Genomic DNA, 18,446 nt, shown 5'->3' on the forward strand with positions numbered 1-18,446 from the left:
TGTGTTAGTGCAGCGTCGTCCCCATATTCGAAGTGTTATAGCTTCGATTAAGGCGCGCCGCCGCCATGACCACGAAACTTTCCTCCGCCCCGCCGCCCTTCGCAGCGCCATACGCGCCGCCTGACCAAAGCTTCGCGGCCGCTTTCATCCAGATGCGTCCCGACGCGGCTTTGAGCGAAGCGGTGGCGCGAAAAGCGCGTGCGCTCGTCCAAGGCATGCGCGAGCATCGTGACGCGCTGGGCGGAGTCGAGGATTTCCTGCACGAATTTTCGCTCTCCTCGCGAGAGGGTCTTGCCGTGATGGCGCTCGCCGAGTCGCTTCTGCGCGTGCCGGACGACGCCACCGCCGACCAGTTGATCGCCGACAAGCTGGCCGCCGGAGATTTCTCGCATCACGAAGCGTCATCCGACGCGTTGCTGGTGCAAGCCTGCGCCTTCGCGCTGGGATTTTCCGCGCGCATCGTCGGCCATGGGGAGCCGCGCGGCCTCGTCGCCGATCTGGCGCGCCGGCTGGGGTTGCCGGCGCTGCGCGGCGCCGCGCGGCAGGCGATGAAGCTCATGGGCGCTCATTTCGTCTTCGGCGAGTCGATCGAGGCGGCGCTCGATCGCGCACAGGGGCGGCGCGAGCGATTCTCATACGACATGCTCGGCGAGGCGGCGCGCAACGGGCGCGACGCGGAGCGATATTTCAACGCCTATGCCGACGCCATCCGCGCCATAGGCGCGCGCGCGGGAAACGAAAGCCTGCCGGCGCGGCCGGGAATTTCCGTAAAACTCTCTGCGCTGCATCCGCGCTATGAAGCGATCTCGCGCGAGCGTGTGATGCGCGAATTGCCGCCGCGCGCGCTGGAGCTCGCGCGTCTGGCGAAGGATCGCGATCTCGCCTTCACCATCGACGCGGAAGAGGCGGACAGGCTCGAACTCTCGCTCGATGTGATTGCGCGCGTCGTTTCCGATGCTTCGCTTTCGGGCTGGGATGGTTTCGGCCTCGCCGTTCAAGCCTATCAGAAGCGCGCTCTTGCGGTCATCGACTATGTCGCGGCGCTTGCGAAGGCGCATGATCGCCGCTTCATGCTGCGGCTGGTCAAGGGCGCCTATTGGGACAGCGAGATCAAGCGCGCGCAGGAGCGCGGGCTCGATGATTATCCGGTCTTCACCCGAAAGGCGATGACGGATTTGAGTTACGTCGCCTGCGCCGTGCAATTGCTGCAGGAGCCGCGCGTCTATCCGCAATTCGCCACGCATAACGCGCGAACGGTCGCGGAAATATTGGCGCGCGCCGGCCTGCGCAAGGATTATGAATTCCAGCGGCTGCACGGCATGGGCGAAGCGCTTTACGCGGCGGTGGGCGAACAGAGCGACGCGCCGGTGCGCGTCTATGCGCCGGTCGGCCCGCACCGCGATCTTCTCGCCTACCTCGTTCGTCGGCTGATCGAGAACGGCGCGAACTCCTCCTTCGTCGCGCGCGCCGCCGATCCGGATACGCCCGACAACGCGCTTGTCGCGGATCCCCGGGAAATGATCGCCTCGCCACAATGCGCGCGCCATCCGCGTTTACCGCTGCCGTCGGAAATCTACCGACCTCTGCGGGCAAATTCGAAAGGTGTGGAATTCGGCGACAGGCGCGCTCTCGCCGCTCTGATCGCTGACGCGCGGGCGCAGGACCTCGTCGCGCGACCGAGCGCCCCGGCGACAACCGCGCCGCGCGATGTCGTTTCGCCGATCGATGGGGCCGCTATTGGTAAAGTCGTCGAAGCGGACATCGACGCGGTGCGGGCAATCCTGGCGTCCGCAGCGCAAGCCTTTCCAAAATGGGCCGCGACTTCGCCCGATGCTCGCGCGCAGATGCTGGAGCGCGCCGCAGATATGATCGAGGCGCGGCGCGCCGCTTTCATCGCGCTGCTGCAAAGCGAAGCGGGCAAGACGCTCGACGACGCGCTGGCCGAAGTGCGCGAAGCGGCCGACATGTGCCGCTATTACGCGGGCCAGGCTCGCATGATTTGCAGCGAGACTGCCTTGCCGGGGCCGACCGGCGAAGAGAACCGGATGCGTCGCCTCGGACGCGGCGTCTTTATTTGCATCTCGCCCTGGAATTTTCCGCTGGCGATCTTCATTGGACAGGTCGCCGCGGCGCTCGTGACCGGCAACGCCGTCGTAGCGAAGCCTGCGGAGCAGACGCCGCTGATTGCTGCGAGGGCGATCGAATTGTTGCATGAGGCGGGCGTCCCGCGCGACGCGCTGCAATTTTCGCCCGGAGCCGGTGACGTCGGCGCCGCGCTTGTGGCTGACCCGCGCGCCGCAGGCGTTGTCTTCACCGGCTCTGTGGAGGTTGCGCAGCATATCAATCGTGCGCTCGCGGCGCGCGACGGCGCCATTGCGCCGCTCATCGCGGAGACCGGCGGGATCAACGCCATGGTTGTCGACTCAACTGCGCTGATCGAGCAGGTGGTCGATGACGTTCTCACATCGGCCTTCCGGTCAGCCGGCCAGCGTTGCTCGGCCTTGCGCGTGCTTTGCGTTCAGGAGGAGATCGCCTCGGCCTGCCTCGAGGTTCTCATCGGCGCTGTGGCGGAACTACGGATCGGCGATCCGCGCGAAGTCGGCGTTCATATCGGTCCCGTCATCGATTCGCAGGCGAAGGAGAAACTCGACCGCTATATCGCGCGGCAGGCGGCGGCGGGGCGCGTCATTTACGCCGGCGTCGCGCCGGCGTCGGGCGCCTATGTCGCGCCGCACATTGTTCTGCTCGATAATATCTCGGAGTTGCGCGAGGAGGTTTTCGGTCCGGTGCTGCATGTCGCGACATGGCGCGCCGGGGGCTTTGCGGCGCTTGTCGATGAAATCGAGTCGAGCGGCTTTGGCCTCACCATGGGTCTGCATACGCGCATAGAAGAACGCATGCACGAACTCGCGCGCCGCGCCCCTGCAGGCAATATTTACGTCAATCGCAACATGATCGGGGCCGTTGTCGGCAGCCAGCCTTTCGGCGGCTTCGGCCTGAGCGGCACGGGGCCGAAGGCGGGCGGCCCGGACTATCTGCGCCGTTTCCTGCGCGAGACGACTTTAACGATCAATACAGCATCCTCGGGCGGTGACGCAGGGCTTTTATCTCTCGAAGAGTAGGTGTGGCGTTTGGGCATGAAAGGCTCAGCTTGATTGTCATAAAGCCTTGACCACTTTTCGTGTTGCACGGCGTTGCGCCGGAGTTGCGCACACTGGCGCGGCTCAACGCTGAATTTTGGAGGGAGATATGGCCGAAAAAGAATCGACCCCCGTGACGAAAAAAGAAAGTTCGATGATTTCCCCCGATCTGTGGGATTGGCGGCCGTTCGAGGCGCTGCGTCGCCAGCTCGATCGGTTCTTCGACGAAGCGCCGCTGCAAAAGCGGTCGGGTGACTATGAGCCCTTCGAGCGCTTTGTCGGCTGGCCCGCGACGCCGCCGGTCGATTTCGTCGAACGCGACAATGAATATGAGCTGACCGCCGAACTCCCCGGCATGGACCAGAAGGATGTCGAGGCGAAGGTCGTCAATGGCGCGTTGGTCATTCACGGCGAGAAGAAAGTCGAACGCGAGGAAAAGAACGAGGGCTATTTCTTCTCGGAGCGCCGTTACGGCTCGTTCAAACGAAGCTTCCGTCTGCCGGATGGCGTCGATGCGGACAGGATCAAGGCGACTTTCGAAAAGGGCGTGTTGAAGGTCACGTTGCCGAAGTCCGCCGAAATGAAACAGCAAGAGAAGAAAATCGAGATCGCGTCGAAATAATCACAAGATTCGGCAGCAAAAAATGGCGCGCGATACGTTCGCGCGCCATTTCTTTTTCTGGCTCACGCGCTTTTGCGCGTTTCCTCGGCCACGGGTTGACGCATGAGGCGAGGCAAGACGAGATGCGGCAGGATGCCCTCGCGGATCACCGCTCGCCGCAGCGGCCCCAGCGCGGCGATCGCAATGAAGCTCGCGCCGCGGAACAGGTCGACCGGCAGATAGGGCACGATCAGCGAGCGGTTCAGCACATCGACGCCATGCGTGCGGAAACCGATGTCCGCCCGGCGGTGGCGATCGTAGCGCGAGAGGGCGCGCGACAATTCCTGCTCGTTCTTGAGATCCACGCTCGCGAGACAGTCTTCGAGATCGGCGACGTCGCGCAGGCTCAGGTTGAGGCCTTGCGCGCCGATCGGCGGGAAGACGTGGCATGTTTCGCCGACAAGCGCGAGTCGACCGGCCGCATGTCTGGAGACCTGCATGCCGCCCATGCGGAACTGGCCGATTTCGCTCTCAATCCTCATCGCGCCGAATTCGGACTTCGCATAGTCCTCGATCTCATATTCAAGTTCCTCGCGCGGCTTGGCGAGGCGGCGTCGCGCGTCGTCGACGCTCATCAGCCAGACAAGGCTCGAACGATGCGGCGAATCCTCGCGCGCAGGCAATGGCACCAGCGTGAAGGGGCCGGAGCGCGTGTGATATTCGGTGGAAATATTGTCGTGCGGGAATTCATGCCGCAGCATCATGGTGAGGGCGACCTGCGGATAGGTCCATTCCTTCACGTCAATGCCCGCGACGGCGCGCGCGCGGCTGCTGCGTCCGTCGGCGGCGACGATGAAATCCGCCTCGATCCGCCGCCCGTCCTTGAGTATGGCGGTCGCGCTCACGCTGTTGAGCTCGTAATCGACGATGTCCGCGTCGACCATTTCGATCTCGGGGCGCGCACGCACGAGGTCCAACAGTACGCCGACGAGTTCGTCGTTGGAAATATTGACGCCCAAAGCCGGCAACCCGACTTCGCTCGCCCGCAGGGTGAGCTCCGGAACCGGGAAGAGCTGATCGGTGTCGTCGATCATGCGGATCGCTTCCACCGGGCAGCCGAGATCCTTCACGCGCTCCAGCGCGCCCAGCGCATCGAGAAAGCGCACCGAAGCCTCGAACAATGCGACGGTGCGGCCGGGCAGGGGCGGCGGAATGCGGCCGACGAGCGTCGTCTTCAATCCGGCGCGCGCAAAGGCAAGCGCCGCCGCGAGGCCGGTCGAGCCCGCGCCGGCCACGAGAATGTCGGTCTTAGTCGTCGCGCCTTGATCCTGCGCGGAAACCTCGGTCATTTCATGTCTCCCGTCTGTCACATGTTATAGCGTCGGACGCGCGGCTAAGCGAGGGCGCCGGCGACTTTTACGGCGCCGCCCTTTGGTCCCGGCCGGGAGCGGGTGTAGGGTGGCCGCCTTTTTCAGGCGCCCGCCATGTCATCCCGGCTCAACGGTCTTCTCATTCACCTTTTCACCGCGAGCGGTGCGGCGCTTGGCCTTGCGGCGTTGCTCTGCGCCGTGGAGGGCCGTGTCGTCGCGCCGCGCGTGGCGCTGTGGCGCTCGAAGCTTCTCGACCCCGCGGTGGTCGCCTGTATCGTCTGCGCAGCTTCGGCGCTCTATTTCTCCGACAGGCGAATGAAGACGGAAGACTTGTGGTTTCGTGGCTTTCCCGCAATCTGGAATGTGCTCGTCTTAATATCTGTTCGAGTTGCGCGCCGAGCCGACGGTTTCACTCGCCATCGTAATCGTCGAGGCCGGGGATCAGGAGCTTGCGGCGGCGTCGTTCGCCGTGAAGGCGGCGCTGGTCGGGGCGGCCTGATATTTAATGATCCTGCCGCTGTTTCGAGGGGCGGAGACGAAGGGAGAACGTGATGGTCAAGGCGATTCGCGTGCATAGGCCGGGCGGCCCCGAGGCCCTGCAGCTGGAGGAGGTCGAGCTGGCGCCCCCGGCGGCGGGCGAGGTGCAGATCCGCCATCGCGCGATCGGCGTCAATTTCATCGACATCTATCGCCGAACGGGGGCTTATCCGGCGGACTATCCCTTCACGCCGGGTCATGAAGGAGCGGGGCAGGTCGTCGCCGTGGGCGATGGCGTCAAGGATTTCGAGGAAGGCGACCGCGTCGCCTATGTCGGCGCGCTCGGAGGCTATGCGGAGGCGCGCAACATCGCCGCGGATTCCGTCATTCACCTGCCGAAATCCTTTTCCTACGAGCAGGGCGCCGTCATGATGCTCAAGGGGCTCACCGCGCAATATCTGCTGCGGCGCACCTTTCGGGTCAAAAAAGGGCATCGCGTGCTGGTCCACGCCGGCGCGGGCGGCGTCGGTCAATTGCTTTGCCGGTGGGCGAGCGCGCTCGGCGCAAAGGTCATCGCCACGGTCGGCTCGGAGGACAAGGCGAAGATCGCAGAGGCGGCAGGGGCCGAACACACGATCCTCTATCGCAGTGAGAATTTTCCTGAGCGCGTGCGCGAGATCACCAAGGGACGCCTGTGCGACGTGGTGTATGACGGGATCGGGCGGGCGACGTTCCCCGCTTCCCTCGACTGCCTGAAGCCCTTCGGCCTCTTCGTGAGCTTCGGCTCGGCGTCGGGGCCGATTGAGGCCTTCGACATCGGCTTGCTGGCGCAGAAGGGGTCTCTCTTCGCGACGCGGCCATCGCTCTTCACCCATATCGCGAGGCGCGCCGATTATGAGGAGATGGCCGAGGATCTGATGCACGCGGTCAAGAAAGGCCATTTGATTATCGAGGCGCCGGAGACCTTCCCGCTGGCGGAGGCGGCGCAAGTACACGTCGCCCTCGAATCACGTGCGACAGCGGGTTCGATGGTTTTGATCCCCTGATTGGGCGATTCGCGCATGAGTTGCGGGGGCGCGGCGTCAAAATCCGAGAAAATGTTGCTTTTTGGCAACGAAACGCGCACCGGCGATTCCTCCCGTCACCTAACTTGTTGAGGCGGCGCGCCTTCGACTTTCGGAAACCGCCGCGGCGGAACGATTGAATCGACATTTGATCCTGGACAAATCACCATTTTCGCTCGGGTCGCAAACGTAGACGGAAAATATCTTCGGGCGTTTTGATTCGAATTGGGCTATAAGGGAGATGTTCCGGCTTTGAGGTTCCTCCCGCCTCTCGATTAGCCCGAACCGCCTTCAAGACCCGGCGCTGAAGCCGGGTTTTTTTCGTCGCGGGGGCGACGAACCCTCGTTCCTATTGCATTCGGCGACAAAGCGTCCCATCCTTATGTCGCGGCCATGCCTCGAGGGGCGCGGGGCCGCGAAGCATGAGGGTCGCAACGCTGTCGACAAGTGTTCATCCGGGGACAGGGGCAATGTCCCATCCGGCTCCCGGCGCCAATGCGCCGTTATCCGGCCTGATCGTGCAAAATGTCCTCAAAAGCCTCGATGACTCCAAGGCCGAGGACATCATCTCCATCGATCTGCGCGGCAAGACCGCCCTCGCCGATGAAATGATCATCGCGACCGGGCGTTCGACTGTGCATGTCGGCGCGATCGCCGACAAGGCGATCAAGGCCTGCAAGGCCGCGGGCGTCGTGTCGCCGCGCGTCGAGGGCTTGCCGCAATGCGATTGGGTGCTGATCGACGCCGGCGACGTCATCATCCACATCTTCCGTCCCGAGGTTCGTCAGTTCTATAACCTCGAGAAGATGTGGGGCGGCGACCGTCCGGTGGAGATGCGGCTGGCCTGAGACCAGCCGATGCGCCTGGGACTGATTTGCGTGGGCCGGCTGAAGGCCGGTCCCGAACGAGAAATTTTCGCGCGCTACGCGGAGCGCATCACGGCTCTTCGACGAATTGGGCTTGAAGGGCTGGACCTCAGGGAAATCGACGAGAGCAAGGCGAAAAGTCCGGGCGAGCGCATGGCGCGCGAGGGCGAGGAGATGCTTGGCCATTTGCCCGCCGACGCCGCGCTGGCCGTTTTCGATGAACGTGGCAAATCAGCCGACAGCGCCGCCTTCGCCGCCTTCATCGGCCGAGAGCGCGACGCGGGGCGCAAGGCGATGTGGTTCGCAATTGGCGGCTCGGAGGGGCTCGACGCTAGCGTGCGCGCACGGGCGCAGGCGGTCTTTTCCTTCGGAGCGATGACGCTGCCGCATCAGCTCGTGCGCATTCTTGCGGCTGAACAGATTTATCGCGCCATGACGATCTTATCGGGGCACCCTTATCACCGTGCGTGACGCGCGCGTCTATCGTGGCCCTGCGGACTCGCGCAAATAGCGTCCGTTCACCCACCCGCGCATCGACGGGTCGTCCGGCCTCTCGACGCGGCACCATCGCTGGCCGCCGGTATTCTTGCAGCCTAGGTTCTTCAGAACCACGCCATTGGCAAACCGCATAACGAGCGCGCCCTTCGGGGAGGGCGCCTTGCGCATGCTCAACTCATCGCCGTGGCCGACGCCCGTGACCTCCCAGTAGTCTGGTCCTCCCGTCAGCCCGTCTGCGTAGTCCGGCCCCTTTTCATTTGTCCTGCTCTGTTCGCCAAGAGCGATCGTCAGCGTGTAATTGGCGGTCACGCCGCGCCGCGCGTCATTGCGGTAAAGATAGACCCTCGCGCGGTAGTCGCCGCTCGTCGGCGCAGCGCCGCTATATTCGATGACGGACATGGCGTTGGGCATGGCCACGTCCGACCCCGGAGCCATGAGATTGAAGTAGTTGCTCAACTTGTTGGTCCTGAGATTGATCTGGATCGACTCGCCGGCGCCGGCCGGGAAAACGTAATCGACATGGGCGTAACCCTTTATCCTTCCCCTTATCGTCGCCCGCCCGTCTTTGAACGAGACGCGTTCGACGCGCTGCTCGTCCCGCGCGGCGGCCAACGTCGGAAGCAGGGCGAAAGCGAGCGCGAGGATGAAGCTGCGGGTAAGGTCGAACATGCCTGCTCCCTGGTTCTGAATCATGTGTCTCAAAACAGTTTGTGGCGCATGAGCGAGTCCTGCGCTGCTGATCGAAAGCCCTTAACCGAAACGAGATTTTTCGCCTGCCCTGCGGGGCGGCAAGGGGTCGACGTTTGCGGAGGTCCGCCGGGCATTTCCATTCGCAAGTCGCCCGGCGCGGGATGATGAAGGCCCGCGAGGAACGATGTGAAAGCCTAAGCCACACGTAATGGAACTGCAAACACCATGTTGTGTTGCTCGGTTTCAAATCGCAGGGAGAGGCGCTCTGCAGGCGGCTTTGTTTTCACGCCGGGGAAGCGCTCAGGAGGCAACGGCGCCGGCTGCGAGGCCGAAGATCATGGCGGCCTGGCCGGAGGTCTGGCGCAAATAGCGAAGCAGCCCGTTCGCTATCTCCAGCGGATGAGGGGTGCGCGGCTTCGGATTCATGGCTTCGCTCTCCGGGCGGCGTGACGCGTTACATGTTTTCCGGCGAAGCTTGGCCATGGATTCGCTAAGGAGAAGTAGCTTAATTTCAATAGTATACAACATGCGTGCGGCTCGCCGTCCTGCTTGCGCCCCGCAAAAGGCCCGAGACGACCTCACGCGGCCGACGACATCCGGGCCGCGCTTTCGCGCACAGGCTTTACCGCCCGCCCGTCCTGCGCTAAACCCCGCCCGTAACGGCCCTTCGCGTTACTGCGCGGGGCTTTTTTCGTTTTCTGACAGAGACAGAATGCCATGGCGAATGTGGCGGTGGTCGGCGCCCAGTGGGGCGACGAGGGCAAGGGCAAGATCGTCGACTGGTTGTCGCTCGAGGCGGATGTCGTGGTTCGCTTTCAGGGCGGGCACAACGCCGGCCATACGCTGGTCATCGACGGCGTGACCTACAAGCTCGCGCTGCTGCCCTCGGGCATCGTGCGGCCGGGCAAGCTTTCGGTCATCGGCAATGGCGTCGTCGTCGATCCGCACTTTCTCGTGGGTGAGATCGACCGATTGCGGGAGCAGGGCGTCGCCATCTCGCCCGTGAATTTCAAGGTCGCGGAGAACGCGCCGCTCATTCTCTCGCTTCACCGGGAGCTCGACGCGCATCGTGAGGAGGCCGGCGGCGGCTCCAAGATCGGGACCACGAAGCGCGGCATCGGCCCGGCCTATGAGGACAAGGTCGGCCGCCGCTCCATCCGCCTGATGGACCTTGCCGAGCCCGACACGCTCGACGACAAGATCGCCCGCGTTCTCGCGCATCACAACCCGCTGCGCCGCGGCCTCGGCCTGCCGGAAGTCGCGCCCGCGACGCTGCGCGAGGAGCTGCTCGGCGTCGCGCCGCGCATCCTGCCCTTCATGGACGCGGTGTGGGATCTGCTCGACGCCGAGCGCCGCGCCGGCAAGCGCATCCTCTTCGAGGGCGCGCAGGGCGTGCTGCTCGACGTCGATCACGGCACTTACCCCTATGTGACGTCCTCCAACACGGTCGCGGCGTCGGCCGCCAGCGGCTCGGGGCTGGGGCCGGGGGCGATCGGCTATGTGCTCGGCATCGCCAAGGCCTATACGACGCGCGTGGGTGGCGGTCCTTTCCCGACGGAGCTGCACGACGAGATCGGCACGCTGATCGGCGACCGCGGCCATGAGTTCGGCACCAACACGGGCCGGCGCCGCCGTTGCGGCTGGTTCGACGCCGTGCTGACGCGGCAGGCCGTGAAAACCTCGGGAATCAACGGCGTCGCGCTGACCAAGCTCGACATTCTCGATGGCTTCGACGAGATCAGGATCTGCACGCATTACATGCTGGACGGCGCCCGCATCGACCGCCTGCCGGCCTCGCAGGCGGCGCAGGCGCGCGTGACGCCGGTCTATGAAAGCTTCCCCGGCTGGAAGGAATCGACCAGCGGCGCGCGCAGCTGGGGCGCCCTGCCGGCGCAGGCGGTGAAATATGTGCGCCGCATCGAGGAGCTGATCGAGGCCCCCGTGGCGCTGCTCTCCACGAGCCCCGAGCGCGACGACACGATCCTCGTGCACAATCCCTTTCAGGATTGAGGACCTCTCGCCCTCCTCCTCGCGGGGAGGGTGGGCGCGCGCCGATATGCCCGCCGCCTTTCGGCGCGGGGCAGGGAATCCGGGACGCCGCGGCTCCGTGGAACCTTGGCGCGAGAGAGAATCGGGGCCGCAGCGTCCCGAATGCGGATCGCGTCGTCTCGTCGCCTCCGGGTTCAGGGTCTTTTCCCCGTTTAGGGTAATCAGTCCCCGCGCCAACCTCGGATATTGCGGCCAGGGCTTTTATTCTCCGCGCGAAGGAGAGCCTCGGGCCGGCGACGCGCCGCCGGATCGGGAACGTGGGTCGACGTCCCGCCGGATCCGCCCCCGCCAGCGCCGCCAGACCCATGGCGACGCCCCTTGCGGTTGGCTGGGGTGGGCGGGATATAGGAATTTATTCCGGAGCTGTCAAGGGTCGGGTTTGGCAAGGCCTGATAATTTCGCGAAAGCTGCGCCATTTTGGGTCGAGGATCAATTTTAGCCCCATATGCTAGCGCCCCTCCCATGCCAACCCCGCGAGCGGCGGCCGACGCAAGACGAAAGACAGCAGGGCCGGTCCATCGGAACAGCTAGTGGTCAAAATCTAACGCTTGGAACCCAGTTCCAGTATCTGAGCGGAGACAGCGTCGGAGTCAGCAATGCGCCAATTGCAGACCTTCCGCGCAGTAGCAAGGAATTTCGCAGTTCAATGCATTTTGGATATTCCTTACGATGAACCTCGGGGTGCCTCGTCAGCGCGAGGGGTTTTTCAACAGCGTGCTAGTGGCGCTTGGACGTTCGCACAATAAATTCCGACATCAGCCGCACCAGATCTTCGCCGCGTTCATTAAGCATGTTGTGACCGCAGCCCGGCAAGCCCACGAGCCAGGCGTTGGGTCTCGATTTTGCTACGCTGAGGGCGCTTTCCGGCACGGCGACAACATCGAGAAGGCAGGTCATGACCAGCATGGGGGCCGTGCCGCCACTGGCCCATTCTGCTTTCGGGGTGGCGTCGCTTGCTTTGACCTGAGCCGCGGCGAGGACAGGATATTCTCCCTGCGCAGCATCCAGGGCGGCCAGGTGCTCATTGCCCGGCGCATACATGAGTTGGCCCTGAAGCTTCAGCCACTCGTCCTTTGGGGTGTGGGGGTCGATATAACGCTTGTAGAGGGCGAGCGTTTCCGGAGACGGCAACTGTTCCCCGCCTGCGCCGATCAGAATTACACTGAGAACGCGATCTGGCTTGTCTTGCGAGGCGGCGCGAACAACGCGATTTCCGTAGGTTTTCCCCGCCAGGTGGACTTTCTTTAGCCCCAGCGCATCGGCGACCCGCCACAAATCATTGGCGTAGTCGTGGAGCGTAAGTCCGTCGATCGGTCCGGTGCTGGCGCCCAACGAGCGATAATTATACGTGATTACGCGTATGCCGTTTGCGGCGATACCTTTGGCGAGTTCGCTAAGCTGCGCCGCGGGCCGGCCGTTTCCTGCCGCCATGATAAGCGTCTCGCGGCCTTTGCCGAACTCAAAAACCTCGATCTCGATCCGATCTGACTTGACGATCCTCCTGGCGTCTTTGTGGGCCGCGTGAAGTGGCATTACCGAGAGGATCGAAAAGGAAAATATCCCCGCGAATGAATAGACAGCTTTTCCGAAATTCATGAGCTTGCTCGTCCTCTCGCGCCGCTTCATGACGCGGTGCGCCCGCGCCTCCGTGGTATTGCCAATTTAACCACAGAAGAAGCTGCGCATGCGCAGCTTTCTTATGTGACTTGCTCTCGCGCTCACGCGCCGAGCGGCAGCGCCTAGAGCATGGCTTTTCAGCATGGATGAAAGGCACCCGTCGATGGTCCGCTTTGGGTCAAAAGCGGTCCACCGCCAACCGCTGTCTGCCCCGGGAACCAAGCGTTAGATTTCGAGCACTAGTTGGCCGTTGAGTCGACTTTCTGAGCATAGCTTGCCATGCTGCGCTCGCAACTCGGAGGGCTAGCGTTGCGGCAGCTTCACAAATCCCAAACTTCCCTGTTCGCCGGCATGATTTTGCTCGTGGCTTCGACGTTTTTCCCGCCGCGCCTCGCTCCGGCCGAAGGGACATTCAATGAGCCCGTAGCGAAAGCGCTGCACGATCCCGAGACAGCGCCGCAGCCCACTCCCGCAACGATATTCGTCGCCCGGAAGATTATCACGATGGAGCCGAACCGCCCGTCAGGAGAGGCGGTTGCGGTTTCGGGGAAGCGTATCGTCGCGGTCGGAACGTTGGATGAGGTGAAGAAAGAACTACGCGACAGGAATTACAGGGTGGATGAGACGTTCAAATCAAAGATCGTCATGCCCGGTTTCATTGACCAGCATCTGCATCCTGTCCTCGGCGCGCTGACGCTCGCCATCGAGGTCATTGCACCGGAGGATTGGGTGCTGCCCGGCAAGACCTTCAGGGCCGCGGCCAGTGAGGCAGAGTATCGCGCGCGGCTGAAAGCCGCCGAAGCCAAATTGAAAAATCCCGACGACTGGCTTCTTTCGTGGGGCTATCATTCGCTCTGGCACGGTACGCTCGACCGTAAAGCGCTTGATGCGATCAGCAGCACGCGTCCCGTCGCCATCTGGCAGCGCTCATGCCACGAATTCATCCTCAACACGCCCGCGCTCAAGGCGCTAGGTCTCACCGAGGAAATGACGAAAGGCAAGGGAACCGCGAGCGAACAATCCAACTGGGAGGACGGGCATTTCTGGGAGACGGGCCTCAACCTGATGATCAAGCCGATGATGAATGTGCTCGCCTCACCAGAGCGTCTATCGCGCGGTCTGAAGCAGATGGTCGCCTACGAGCATGCAAATGGCGTCACCGCCTATAACGAGCCCGGAGCGCTTTACGCGCCGGATATGTGGAAGCTCTACGAGCAGGTTCTCGGTGCGCCGGATACGCCAATGTACTCGACCTTCATTGCCGACGGTCGCAGCATTCCTGATCGTGTCGGCCTCGACAAGGCGCTCGATGCGACGGAGGCGCAGATCGCCGTCGCGCCGGAGGGGGCTGGCAAGAAGCTCATGTTCTTCCCCAAGCAGGTCAAGCTGTTTGCCGATGGAGCTATAATCTCGCAACTGATGCAGATGAGGGATGGCTATATCGACGGCCATCACGGCGAATGGATCATGCCGCCCGCGCAGCTCGAAGAGCGCGCCAAACTCTATTGGGACGCAGGATATCAATTGCATATTCACGTCAACGGCGATCTCGGCCTTGACACGGTGCTCGACGTTCTGGAGCGGCGCATGCGGGAAAAACCGCGTGCCGACCATCGCACGGTGATCGTGCATTTCGCCAATTCGACGGAGGATCAGGTCAAGCGGGCCGCTCGTCTGGGCGCGATTGTCTCCGCCAATCCCTATTACACGACCGGCTTCGCAAACAAATATGGACAGGTGGGGCTGGGACCCAAGCGCGCCAACTTGATGGTGCGGGCAGCCTCGGTGCTGAAGAACCGGATGCCGCTCTCCTATCATTCCGACCTGCCGATGGGGCCGAGTGATCCACTTTATCTGGCTTGGGCGGGGGTCAACCGCCTCACGCCATCGGGTCGCGTGGCTGGCCCCAGCCAACGTATCTCGGTCGAAGCGGCGCTTCGGGCGATCACAATCGAGGCCGCCTATTCCTGGCGAAAGGAACATCAGATCGGCAGCATTGCGCCCGGCAAAATTGCCAATTTCACAATCCTGGAGAAGGACCCCTATGAAGTCCGCGCCATTGATCTCAAGGACGTGCCGGTGTGGGGCACTGTATTCGAAGGTCGTGTCTTTCCGGTTCCCGAGAGTATGAAGCGGGCCGAGCGGGCAGCAGTTCCGGCCCCGCAAGACGCGGCGCAACGATCGCAGCCGGCTTCTATTTCATTCCGAAAATACGCCGTCGCGCCTCGTAACGAAGCCTGCGATATGGTTGGGATCGCTCGTGTAGCGTCCAAAGCCTACGAGGAAAATCTCGCCTCGGAGAAATGAGTGTATGTGCGAGTCGTGCACGCTTGCAGGCCTCGTTGCTCGACGTGTGAAACTTCGAAGCCTCGGCACGAAATCGAGGGCGCTGAAAATTACGAGGCTTTTGCTGGATATTTTCGATATGAAAATATTCCTTATTTCACTCGCGCCCCTGCTTCGCCCCTCCGACACAACGCATCCATCCCTTCAACCCCACAGCTCCCGCCAACCCCATGTCAATCAGAGGTTACACGGGCTTGCGTCCATCCGCGCCTGTCGCCATATCGGTCGCAGGAGGAATCAGCATGCTCGCAACCCCGCAAAAGGACGCTCCCTCGCTGCGACTGCACGCGCTCGACAGCGAGGATCTCTCGCTGCTCTCGGCCCATGTGCAGGACGCGCTGGTGCGCGTCGGCGACATCGCCTACCTCCCCGGGAAGCGCCGCTTCGCGCTCGTCGGCTCGCGCTTCGACTGGGCCGCGGAGCTGGAGGGGCGGCTGGAGCGTTGCCGTTCCGGCCTGCATTTCGAGGGCGTGCAGCGCGTTCGCTGCCAGAATGTCGCGCGCGACCGGCCGGACGCCATTCTCTCGCTCCTCGCCGTGACCTTCGAGCCCGGCCCCGAGGCGCCCTCCGGCGTCATTCACCTGATTTTCGCGGGCGGCGCGTGCATCTGCCTCGATGTCGAATGTGTCGAGGCGCAGCTTTGCGACGTCGGCCCGCGCTGGAAAGTCGCGGCGCGTCCGACCCATGATCTTCGTCACGACCTTGACGAAAACGCCGCTGGAGGGTCATGACAACCGGAGAACCCGGTTGGAGAAGAAAATGACCCTGCGTTTGGACGCCGCCGCCCCCGATTTCGAGCAGCAGTTCGTTTCGCTGCTCTCCATGAAGCGGGAGTCGTCCCACGACGTCGACGAGACCGTCCGCAACATCATCGAGGATGTCGTCGCCCGCGGCGACGAGGCGCTGATCGATTACTCGAAGCGTTTCGACCGTATCGACCTCGCCGAGACCGGAATCGCCGTCTCCGCCGCCGAGGTCTCGGCCGCCGAGGCCAAATGCTCGAAGGAGCAGCTCGCGGCGCTCGATCTCGCGCTGGAGCGCATCACCGCCTTCCACGAGCGCCAGAAGCCGCAGGACCTGCGCTTCCGCGACGCCGCCGGCGTGGAGCTTGGCTGGCGCTGGTCGCCGCTCGATTCCGTCGGCCTCTATGTGCCGGGCGGCACGGCGGCCTATCCATCCTCCGTGCTGATGAATGTGGTTCCCGCGAAGGTCGCGGGCGTGTCGCGCATTGTGATGGTGGTGCCGACGCCGGGCGGTCATGTCGAGCCGCTGGTGCTCGCCGCCGCGAAGCGCTCGGGCATCAATGAAATCTACCGCGTCGGCGGCGCGCAGGCGGTGGCCGCGCTCGCCTATGGCACCAGGACGATCGCGCCGGTGGCGAAGATCGTCGGCCCCGGCAACGCCTGGGTCGCCGCGGCCAAGCGCCGGGTCTTCGGCCAGGTCGGCATCGACATGATCGCCGGCCCCTCCGAGGTGCTGATCCTCGCCGACAAGACCGGCAATCCCGACTGGATCGCCGCCGATCTTCTGGCGCAGGCGGAACATGACGAATCCGCGCAGTCGATCCTCATCACCGACGATCCGGCGCTCGCCGACGCGACCGAGGCGGCGGTGGAGCGTCATCTCTCGACGCTGTCACGCGAGGAGATCGCCCGCGCGTCATGGCGCGACTATGGCGCGGTGATCGTCGTGAAGAAGCTCGCCGACTCGCTGCCGCTCGCCGACCGCATCGCGGCCGAGCATCTCGAAATCATCAGCGAGGACGCCGAGGAGCTGGCCGCGCGCGTCTCCAACGCCGGCGCCATCTTCATCGGCGCCTATACGCCGGAGGCGGTGGGCGATTATGTCGGCGGCAGCAATCACGTCCTGCCGACGGCGCGCTCGGCGCGCTTCTCCTCCGGCCTCAGCGTGCTCGATTTCGTGAAGCGCACCTCGATCCTGAAATGCGACGCGGAGTCGCTGCGCGCCATCGGCGCCGCCGCCGTCACGCTCGGCGAGGCCGAGGGCCTGCAGGCGCATGCGCGCTCGGTGTCGATCCGCCTCAATCAGCTCGGGGCCTGACGGCGTGGATCCGAGCGAGCAGCAGCGTCTCATCTCCGTCACTCTAGACGAGAACTCGATCGGCCGGGGTTCGGCCGATCAGGAGCATGAGCGCGCCATCGCCGTCTATGATCTGATCGAGAACAACCATTTCGCGCTGGTGGGCCACGCGGGCGGGCCCTATGCGCTCGGCATCTCCCTCATGGACGCCAAGCTCGTTTTCGACATCCGCGACGCCGACGGCGGCGCCGTGGTGACGCATATCCTGTCGCTCACGCCCTTCAAGCGCATTCTGAAGGACTATTTCCTGATCTGCGAAAGCTATTACGCCGCCATCCGCCACGCGACGCCGAGCCGGATCGAGGCGATCGACATGGGGCGGCGCGGCCTGCACAACGAGGGCGCGCAGCTTCTGGCGGAGAGGTTGAAGGGCAAGATCGAAACCGATCAGGACACCGCCCGCCGGCTGTTCACGCTCATCACGGCGCTGCACTGGAAGGGCTGAGAGCAGCCGCCCTGCGGGAATAACTCCGGCCGGCCGCATATACGCAGACACTCACGCTTACGCAACGATCACGCGGGTCACTATACCTGAGGGAGGGGAGACCTTAACCGTATCCGCCAGCAAATTGAGACAGGTAAAATTCGTTGTGTATTCCATCTTCGCAGGGGCGTGGCGAATTATTCTCCAATATCTGATCGAGGGCCGCGATCTCTTCTTCGAGTTCCTGAATCCGGGCTTCGAGCTTCATGATATATGTCGCAGCCTCGCATCCGTCCGGGTTTCGCAGGCAGGCGATCGTCTGCCCATCTTTCCATTGATGGAATTCCAGCCTTTGAAGACGATCCAAAAGATTAGAGTCCATGACGCCCTCCAGTAATGCAACGTCTTAGCTTAAATTAACACCACTTCTGAAATCAACCATTGATTGTGTTGTTTTGCAAATTCCCGCCCGGCCGCGTCTGCGCCGCTCCCGGCAAGTTGCGAAATCGTCGCAGCCGTTCCACATAAGCCGAAGCATTTCCCCGCGTCCGGATTTATGCGGCGGGCTGTTTGGAGCGCGCCCGGCCGTCGTCAGGCGCAAGAGACAAAAGGCTATCTGATGTCAAGCGGTTGGTCCTGTGGCGCAATTCCCGATCGATCGACTTCCGCGCCCCGCCTCGCGACGGGCTGAGTCCATTGGCACGGCCATTTTCCGTCGCAGCCGTCGGTGGCTCGGCGCGGAAAATGCGATAGCAAGAACGCCATGGCGCGCCCGCAATCCGTCCTCTTCGCCTGCACGATGAACACGGTCCGCTCTCCCATGGCGGAGGCGATCGCGCGCCATTATTTCGGCCGCGAAATCTATTTCGCATCGGCGGGTCTCAAGCGCGGCGATCCGGATCCTTTCGCGGTCGCGGCGATGGAGGAGATCGGCGTGGACATGACGCGCCACAAGCCGCACACCTTCGAGGATCTGGAAGATTCAAATTTCGACCTGATCGTGACGCTGTCGCCCGAGGCGCATCACAAGGCGCTCGAGTTCACGCGCACCATGGCGGTCGACGTCGTCTATTGGCCGACGCCCGACGCGACGGCGACCCAGGGCTCGCGCGAGGCGATCCTTTCCGCCTATCGCGACGTGCGCGACCGGCTGACGACCCGGATCAAGGATTTGCTGGGGCAGGGGCCGGTGGCGGGCGCGTGA

At 63.4% G+C, this 18,446-nt stretch carries 16 protein-coding genes; 11 read left to right on the plus strand and 5 right to left on the minus strand.

From position 1 onward, the window contains the following. Positions 1-65 precede the first annotated feature (65 nt). The gene (gene putA, locus LG047_RS17925; RefSeq protein ID WP_227968059.1) at positions 66-3,122 is read left to right on the plus strand and encodes a bifunctional proline dehydrogenase/L-glutamate gamma-semialdehyde dehydrogenase PutA; all 3,057 of its coding nucleotides are present in this window, start codon (positions 66-68) and stop codon (positions 3,120-3,122) included. 127 nt (positions 3,123-3,249) lie between these two features. After that, positions 3,250-3,762 (plus strand): Hsp20/alpha crystallin family protein, encoded by a 513-nt coding sequence (locus LG047_RS17930; RefSeq protein ID WP_227968060.1) that lies wholly within the window; start codon positions 3,250-3,252, stop codon positions 3,760-3,762. 62 nt (positions 3,763-3,824) lie between these two features. Here the strand turns inward: LG047_RS17930 and LG047_RS17935 are convergent, their stop codons facing one another. Then, positions 3,825-5,090, minus strand: coding sequence for an FAD-dependent monooxygenase (locus tag LG047_RS17935; protein WP_036280427.1), 1,266 nt, complete (start codon positions 5,088-5,090; stop codon positions 3,825-3,827). Between the two features lie 572 nt (positions 5,091-5,662). Between LG047_RS17935 and LG047_RS17940 the strand changes: the two genes are divergently transcribed. The 3 genes from LG047_RS17940 (at position 5,663) to rlmH (ending at position 7,989) form a co-directional block, all read left to right on the plus strand. Beyond that, positions 5,663-6,634, plus strand: coding sequence for a quinone oxidoreductase (locus LG047_RS17940; protein ID WP_227968061.1), 972 nt, complete (start codon positions 5,663-5,665; stop codon positions 6,632-6,634). 488 nt (positions 6,635-7,122) lie between these two features. Next, the gene (rsfS, locus tag LG047_RS17945) at positions 7,123-7,500 is read left to right on the plus strand and encodes a ribosome silencing factor (protein ID WP_051133950.1); all 378 of its coding nucleotides are present in this window, start codon (positions 7,123-7,125) and stop codon (positions 7,498-7,500) included. A 9-nt stretch (positions 7,501-7,509) separates the two neighbouring features. Beyond that, entirely contained in the window at positions 7,510-7,989 is a 480-nt protein-coding gene (gene rlmH / locus LG047_RS17950) for a 23S rRNA (pseudouridine(1915)-N(3))-methyltransferase RlmH (protein ID WP_227968062.1), read from the plus strand. Between the two features lie 9 nt (positions 7,990-7,998). On the opposite strand, the gene LG047_RS17955 is transcribed toward rlmH, so the two are convergent. Next, on the minus strand, positions 7,999-8,685 hold the full coding sequence (locus tag LG047_RS17955; protein WP_227968063.1) for an SH3 domain-containing protein: 687 nt from the start codon (positions 8,683-8,685) through the stop codon (positions 7,999-8,001). A gap of 321 nt (positions 8,686-9,006) precedes the next feature. Further along, positions 9,007-9,132, minus strand: coding sequence for a hypothetical protein (locus LG047_RS19640; RefSeq protein ID WP_255679602.1), 126 nt, complete (start codon positions 9,130-9,132; stop codon positions 9,007-9,009). A 291-nt stretch (positions 9,133-9,423) separates the two neighbouring features. Between LG047_RS19640 and LG047_RS17960 the strand changes: the two genes are divergently transcribed. Beyond that, positions 9,424-10,716, plus strand: a complete 1,293-nt coding sequence (locus LG047_RS17960; RefSeq protein WP_036280438.1) for an adenylosuccinate synthase — start codon at positions 9,424-9,426, stop codon at positions 10,714-10,716. Positions 10,717-11,472: 756 nt separating this feature from the next. Here the strand turns inward: LG047_RS17960 and LG047_RS17965 are convergent. Then, positions 11,473-12,351 carry an alpha/beta fold hydrolase gene (locus LG047_RS17965; protein ID WP_227968064.1) on the minus strand — a complete coding sequence of 293 codons (879 nt, stop codon included), beginning with the start codon at positions 12,349-12,351 and terminating at the stop codon, positions 11,473-11,475. A 603-nt stretch (positions 12,352-12,954) separates the two neighbouring features. Between LG047_RS17965 and LG047_RS17970 the strand changes: the two genes are divergently transcribed. From LG047_RS17970 to LG047_RS17985, 4 genes are all read left to right on the plus strand, one after another. After that, a complete protein-coding gene (locus tag LG047_RS17970; RefSeq protein WP_227968527.1) occupies positions 12,955-14,679 on the plus strand; it encodes an amidohydrolase in 1,725 nt (574 codons plus the stop codon). Between the two features lie 281 nt (positions 14,680-14,960). Then, positions 14,961-15,449 carry a DUF2948 family protein gene (locus LG047_RS17975; RefSeq protein WP_036280444.1) on the plus strand — a complete coding sequence of 163 codons (489 nt, stop codon included), beginning with the start codon at positions 14,961-14,963 and terminating at the stop codon, positions 15,447-15,449. 28 nt (positions 15,450-15,477) lie between these two features. Continuing rightward, positions 15,478-16,779, plus strand: coding sequence for a histidinol dehydrogenase (gene hisD, locus LG047_RS17980; RefSeq protein WP_227968065.1), 1,302 nt, complete (start codon positions 15,478-15,480; stop codon positions 16,777-16,779). Then, the gene (locus tag LG047_RS17985; RefSeq protein ID WP_255679605.1) at positions 16,736-17,263 is read left to right on the plus strand and encodes a UPF0262 family protein; all 528 of its coding nucleotides are present in this window, start codon (positions 16,736-16,738) and stop codon (positions 17,261-17,263) included. The genes hisD and LG047_RS17985 overlap by 44 nt, the downstream gene beginning before the upstream one ends. Positions 17,264-17,366: 103 nt before the next feature. On the opposite strand, the gene LG047_RS17990 is transcribed toward LG047_RS17985, so the two are convergent. Next, positions 17,367-17,624, minus strand: coding sequence for a DUF2076 domain-containing protein (locus tag LG047_RS17990; protein ID WP_227968066.1), 258 nt, complete (start codon positions 17,622-17,624; stop codon positions 17,367-17,369). Between the two features lie 381 nt (positions 17,625-18,005). On the opposite strand from LG047_RS17990, the gene LG047_RS17995 reads away from it, so the two are divergent. Next, the gene (locus tag LG047_RS17995) at positions 18,006-18,446 is read left to right on the plus strand and encodes a low molecular weight phosphatase family protein (protein WP_036280451.1); all 441 of its coding nucleotides are present in this window, start codon (positions 18,006-18,008) and stop codon (positions 18,444-18,446) included.

The organism is Methylocystis sp. WRRC1 (assembly GCF_020733155.1).
In the GTDB taxonomy this organism is placed as follows: domain Bacteria; phylum Pseudomonadota; class Alphaproteobacteria; order Rhizobiales; family Beijerinckiaceae; genus Methylocystis.

Excerpts from the sequence above, each read along its gene's own strand:
- LG047_RS17955 (WP_227968063.1), bottom strand. The coding sequence starts at position 8,685 with ATGTTCGACCTTACCCGCAGCTTCATCCTCGCGCTCGCTTTCGCCCTG.
- LG047_RS17960 (WP_036280438.1), top strand. The coding sequence starts at position 9,424 with ATGGCGAATGTGGCGGTGGTCGGCGCCCAGTGGGGCGACGAGGGCAAG.
- LG047_RS17965 (WP_227968064.1), bottom strand. The coding sequence starts at position 12,351 with ATGAATTTCGGAAAAGCTGTCTATTCATTCGCGGGGATATTTTCCTTT.
- LG047_RS17995 (WP_036280451.1), top strand. The coding sequence starts at position 18,006 with ATGGCGCGCCCGCAATCCGTCCTCTTCGCCTGCACGATGAACACGGTC.
- LG047_RS17975 (WP_036280444.1), top strand. The coding sequence starts at position 14,961 with ATGCTCGCAACCCCGCAAAAGGACGCTCCCTCGCTGCGACTGCACGCG.
- putA (WP_227968059.1), top strand. The coding sequence starts at position 66 with ATGACCACGAAACTTTCCTCCGCCCCGCCGCCCTTCGCAGCGCCATAC.
- LG047_RS17940 (WP_227968061.1), top strand. The coding sequence starts at position 5,663 with ATGGTCAAGGCGATTCGCGTGCATAGGCCGGGCGGCCCCGAGGCCCTG.
- hisD (WP_227968065.1), top strand. The coding sequence starts at position 15,478 with ATGACCCTGCGTTTGGACGCCGCCGCCCCCGATTTCGAGCAGCAGTTC.
- LG047_RS17935 (WP_036280427.1), bottom strand. The coding sequence starts at position 5,090 with ATGACCGAGGTTTCCGCGCAGGATCAAGGCGCGACGACTAAGACCGAC.
- rsfS (WP_051133950.1), top strand. The coding sequence starts at position 7,123 with ATGTCCCATCCGGCTCCCGGCGCCAATGCGCCGTTATCCGGCCTGATC.
- rlmH (WP_227968062.1), top strand. The coding sequence starts at position 7,510 with ATGCGCCTGGGACTGATTTGCGTGGGCCGGCTGAAGGCCGGTCCCGAA.
- LG047_RS19640 (WP_255679602.1), bottom strand. The coding sequence starts at position 9,132 with ATGAATCCGAAGCCGCGCACCCCTCATCCGCTGGAGATAGCGAACGGG.
- LG047_RS17990 (WP_227968066.1), bottom strand. The coding sequence starts at position 17,624 with ATGGACTCTAATCTTTTGGATCGTCTTCAAAGGCTGGAATTCCATCAA.
- LG047_RS17930 (WP_227968060.1), top strand. The coding sequence starts at position 3,250 with ATGGCCGAAAAAGAATCGACCCCCGTGACGAAAAAAGAAAGTTCGATG.
- LG047_RS17985 (WP_255679605.1), top strand. The coding sequence starts at position 16,736 with ATGCGCGCTCGGTGTCGATCCGCCTCAATCAGCTCGGGGCCTGACGGC.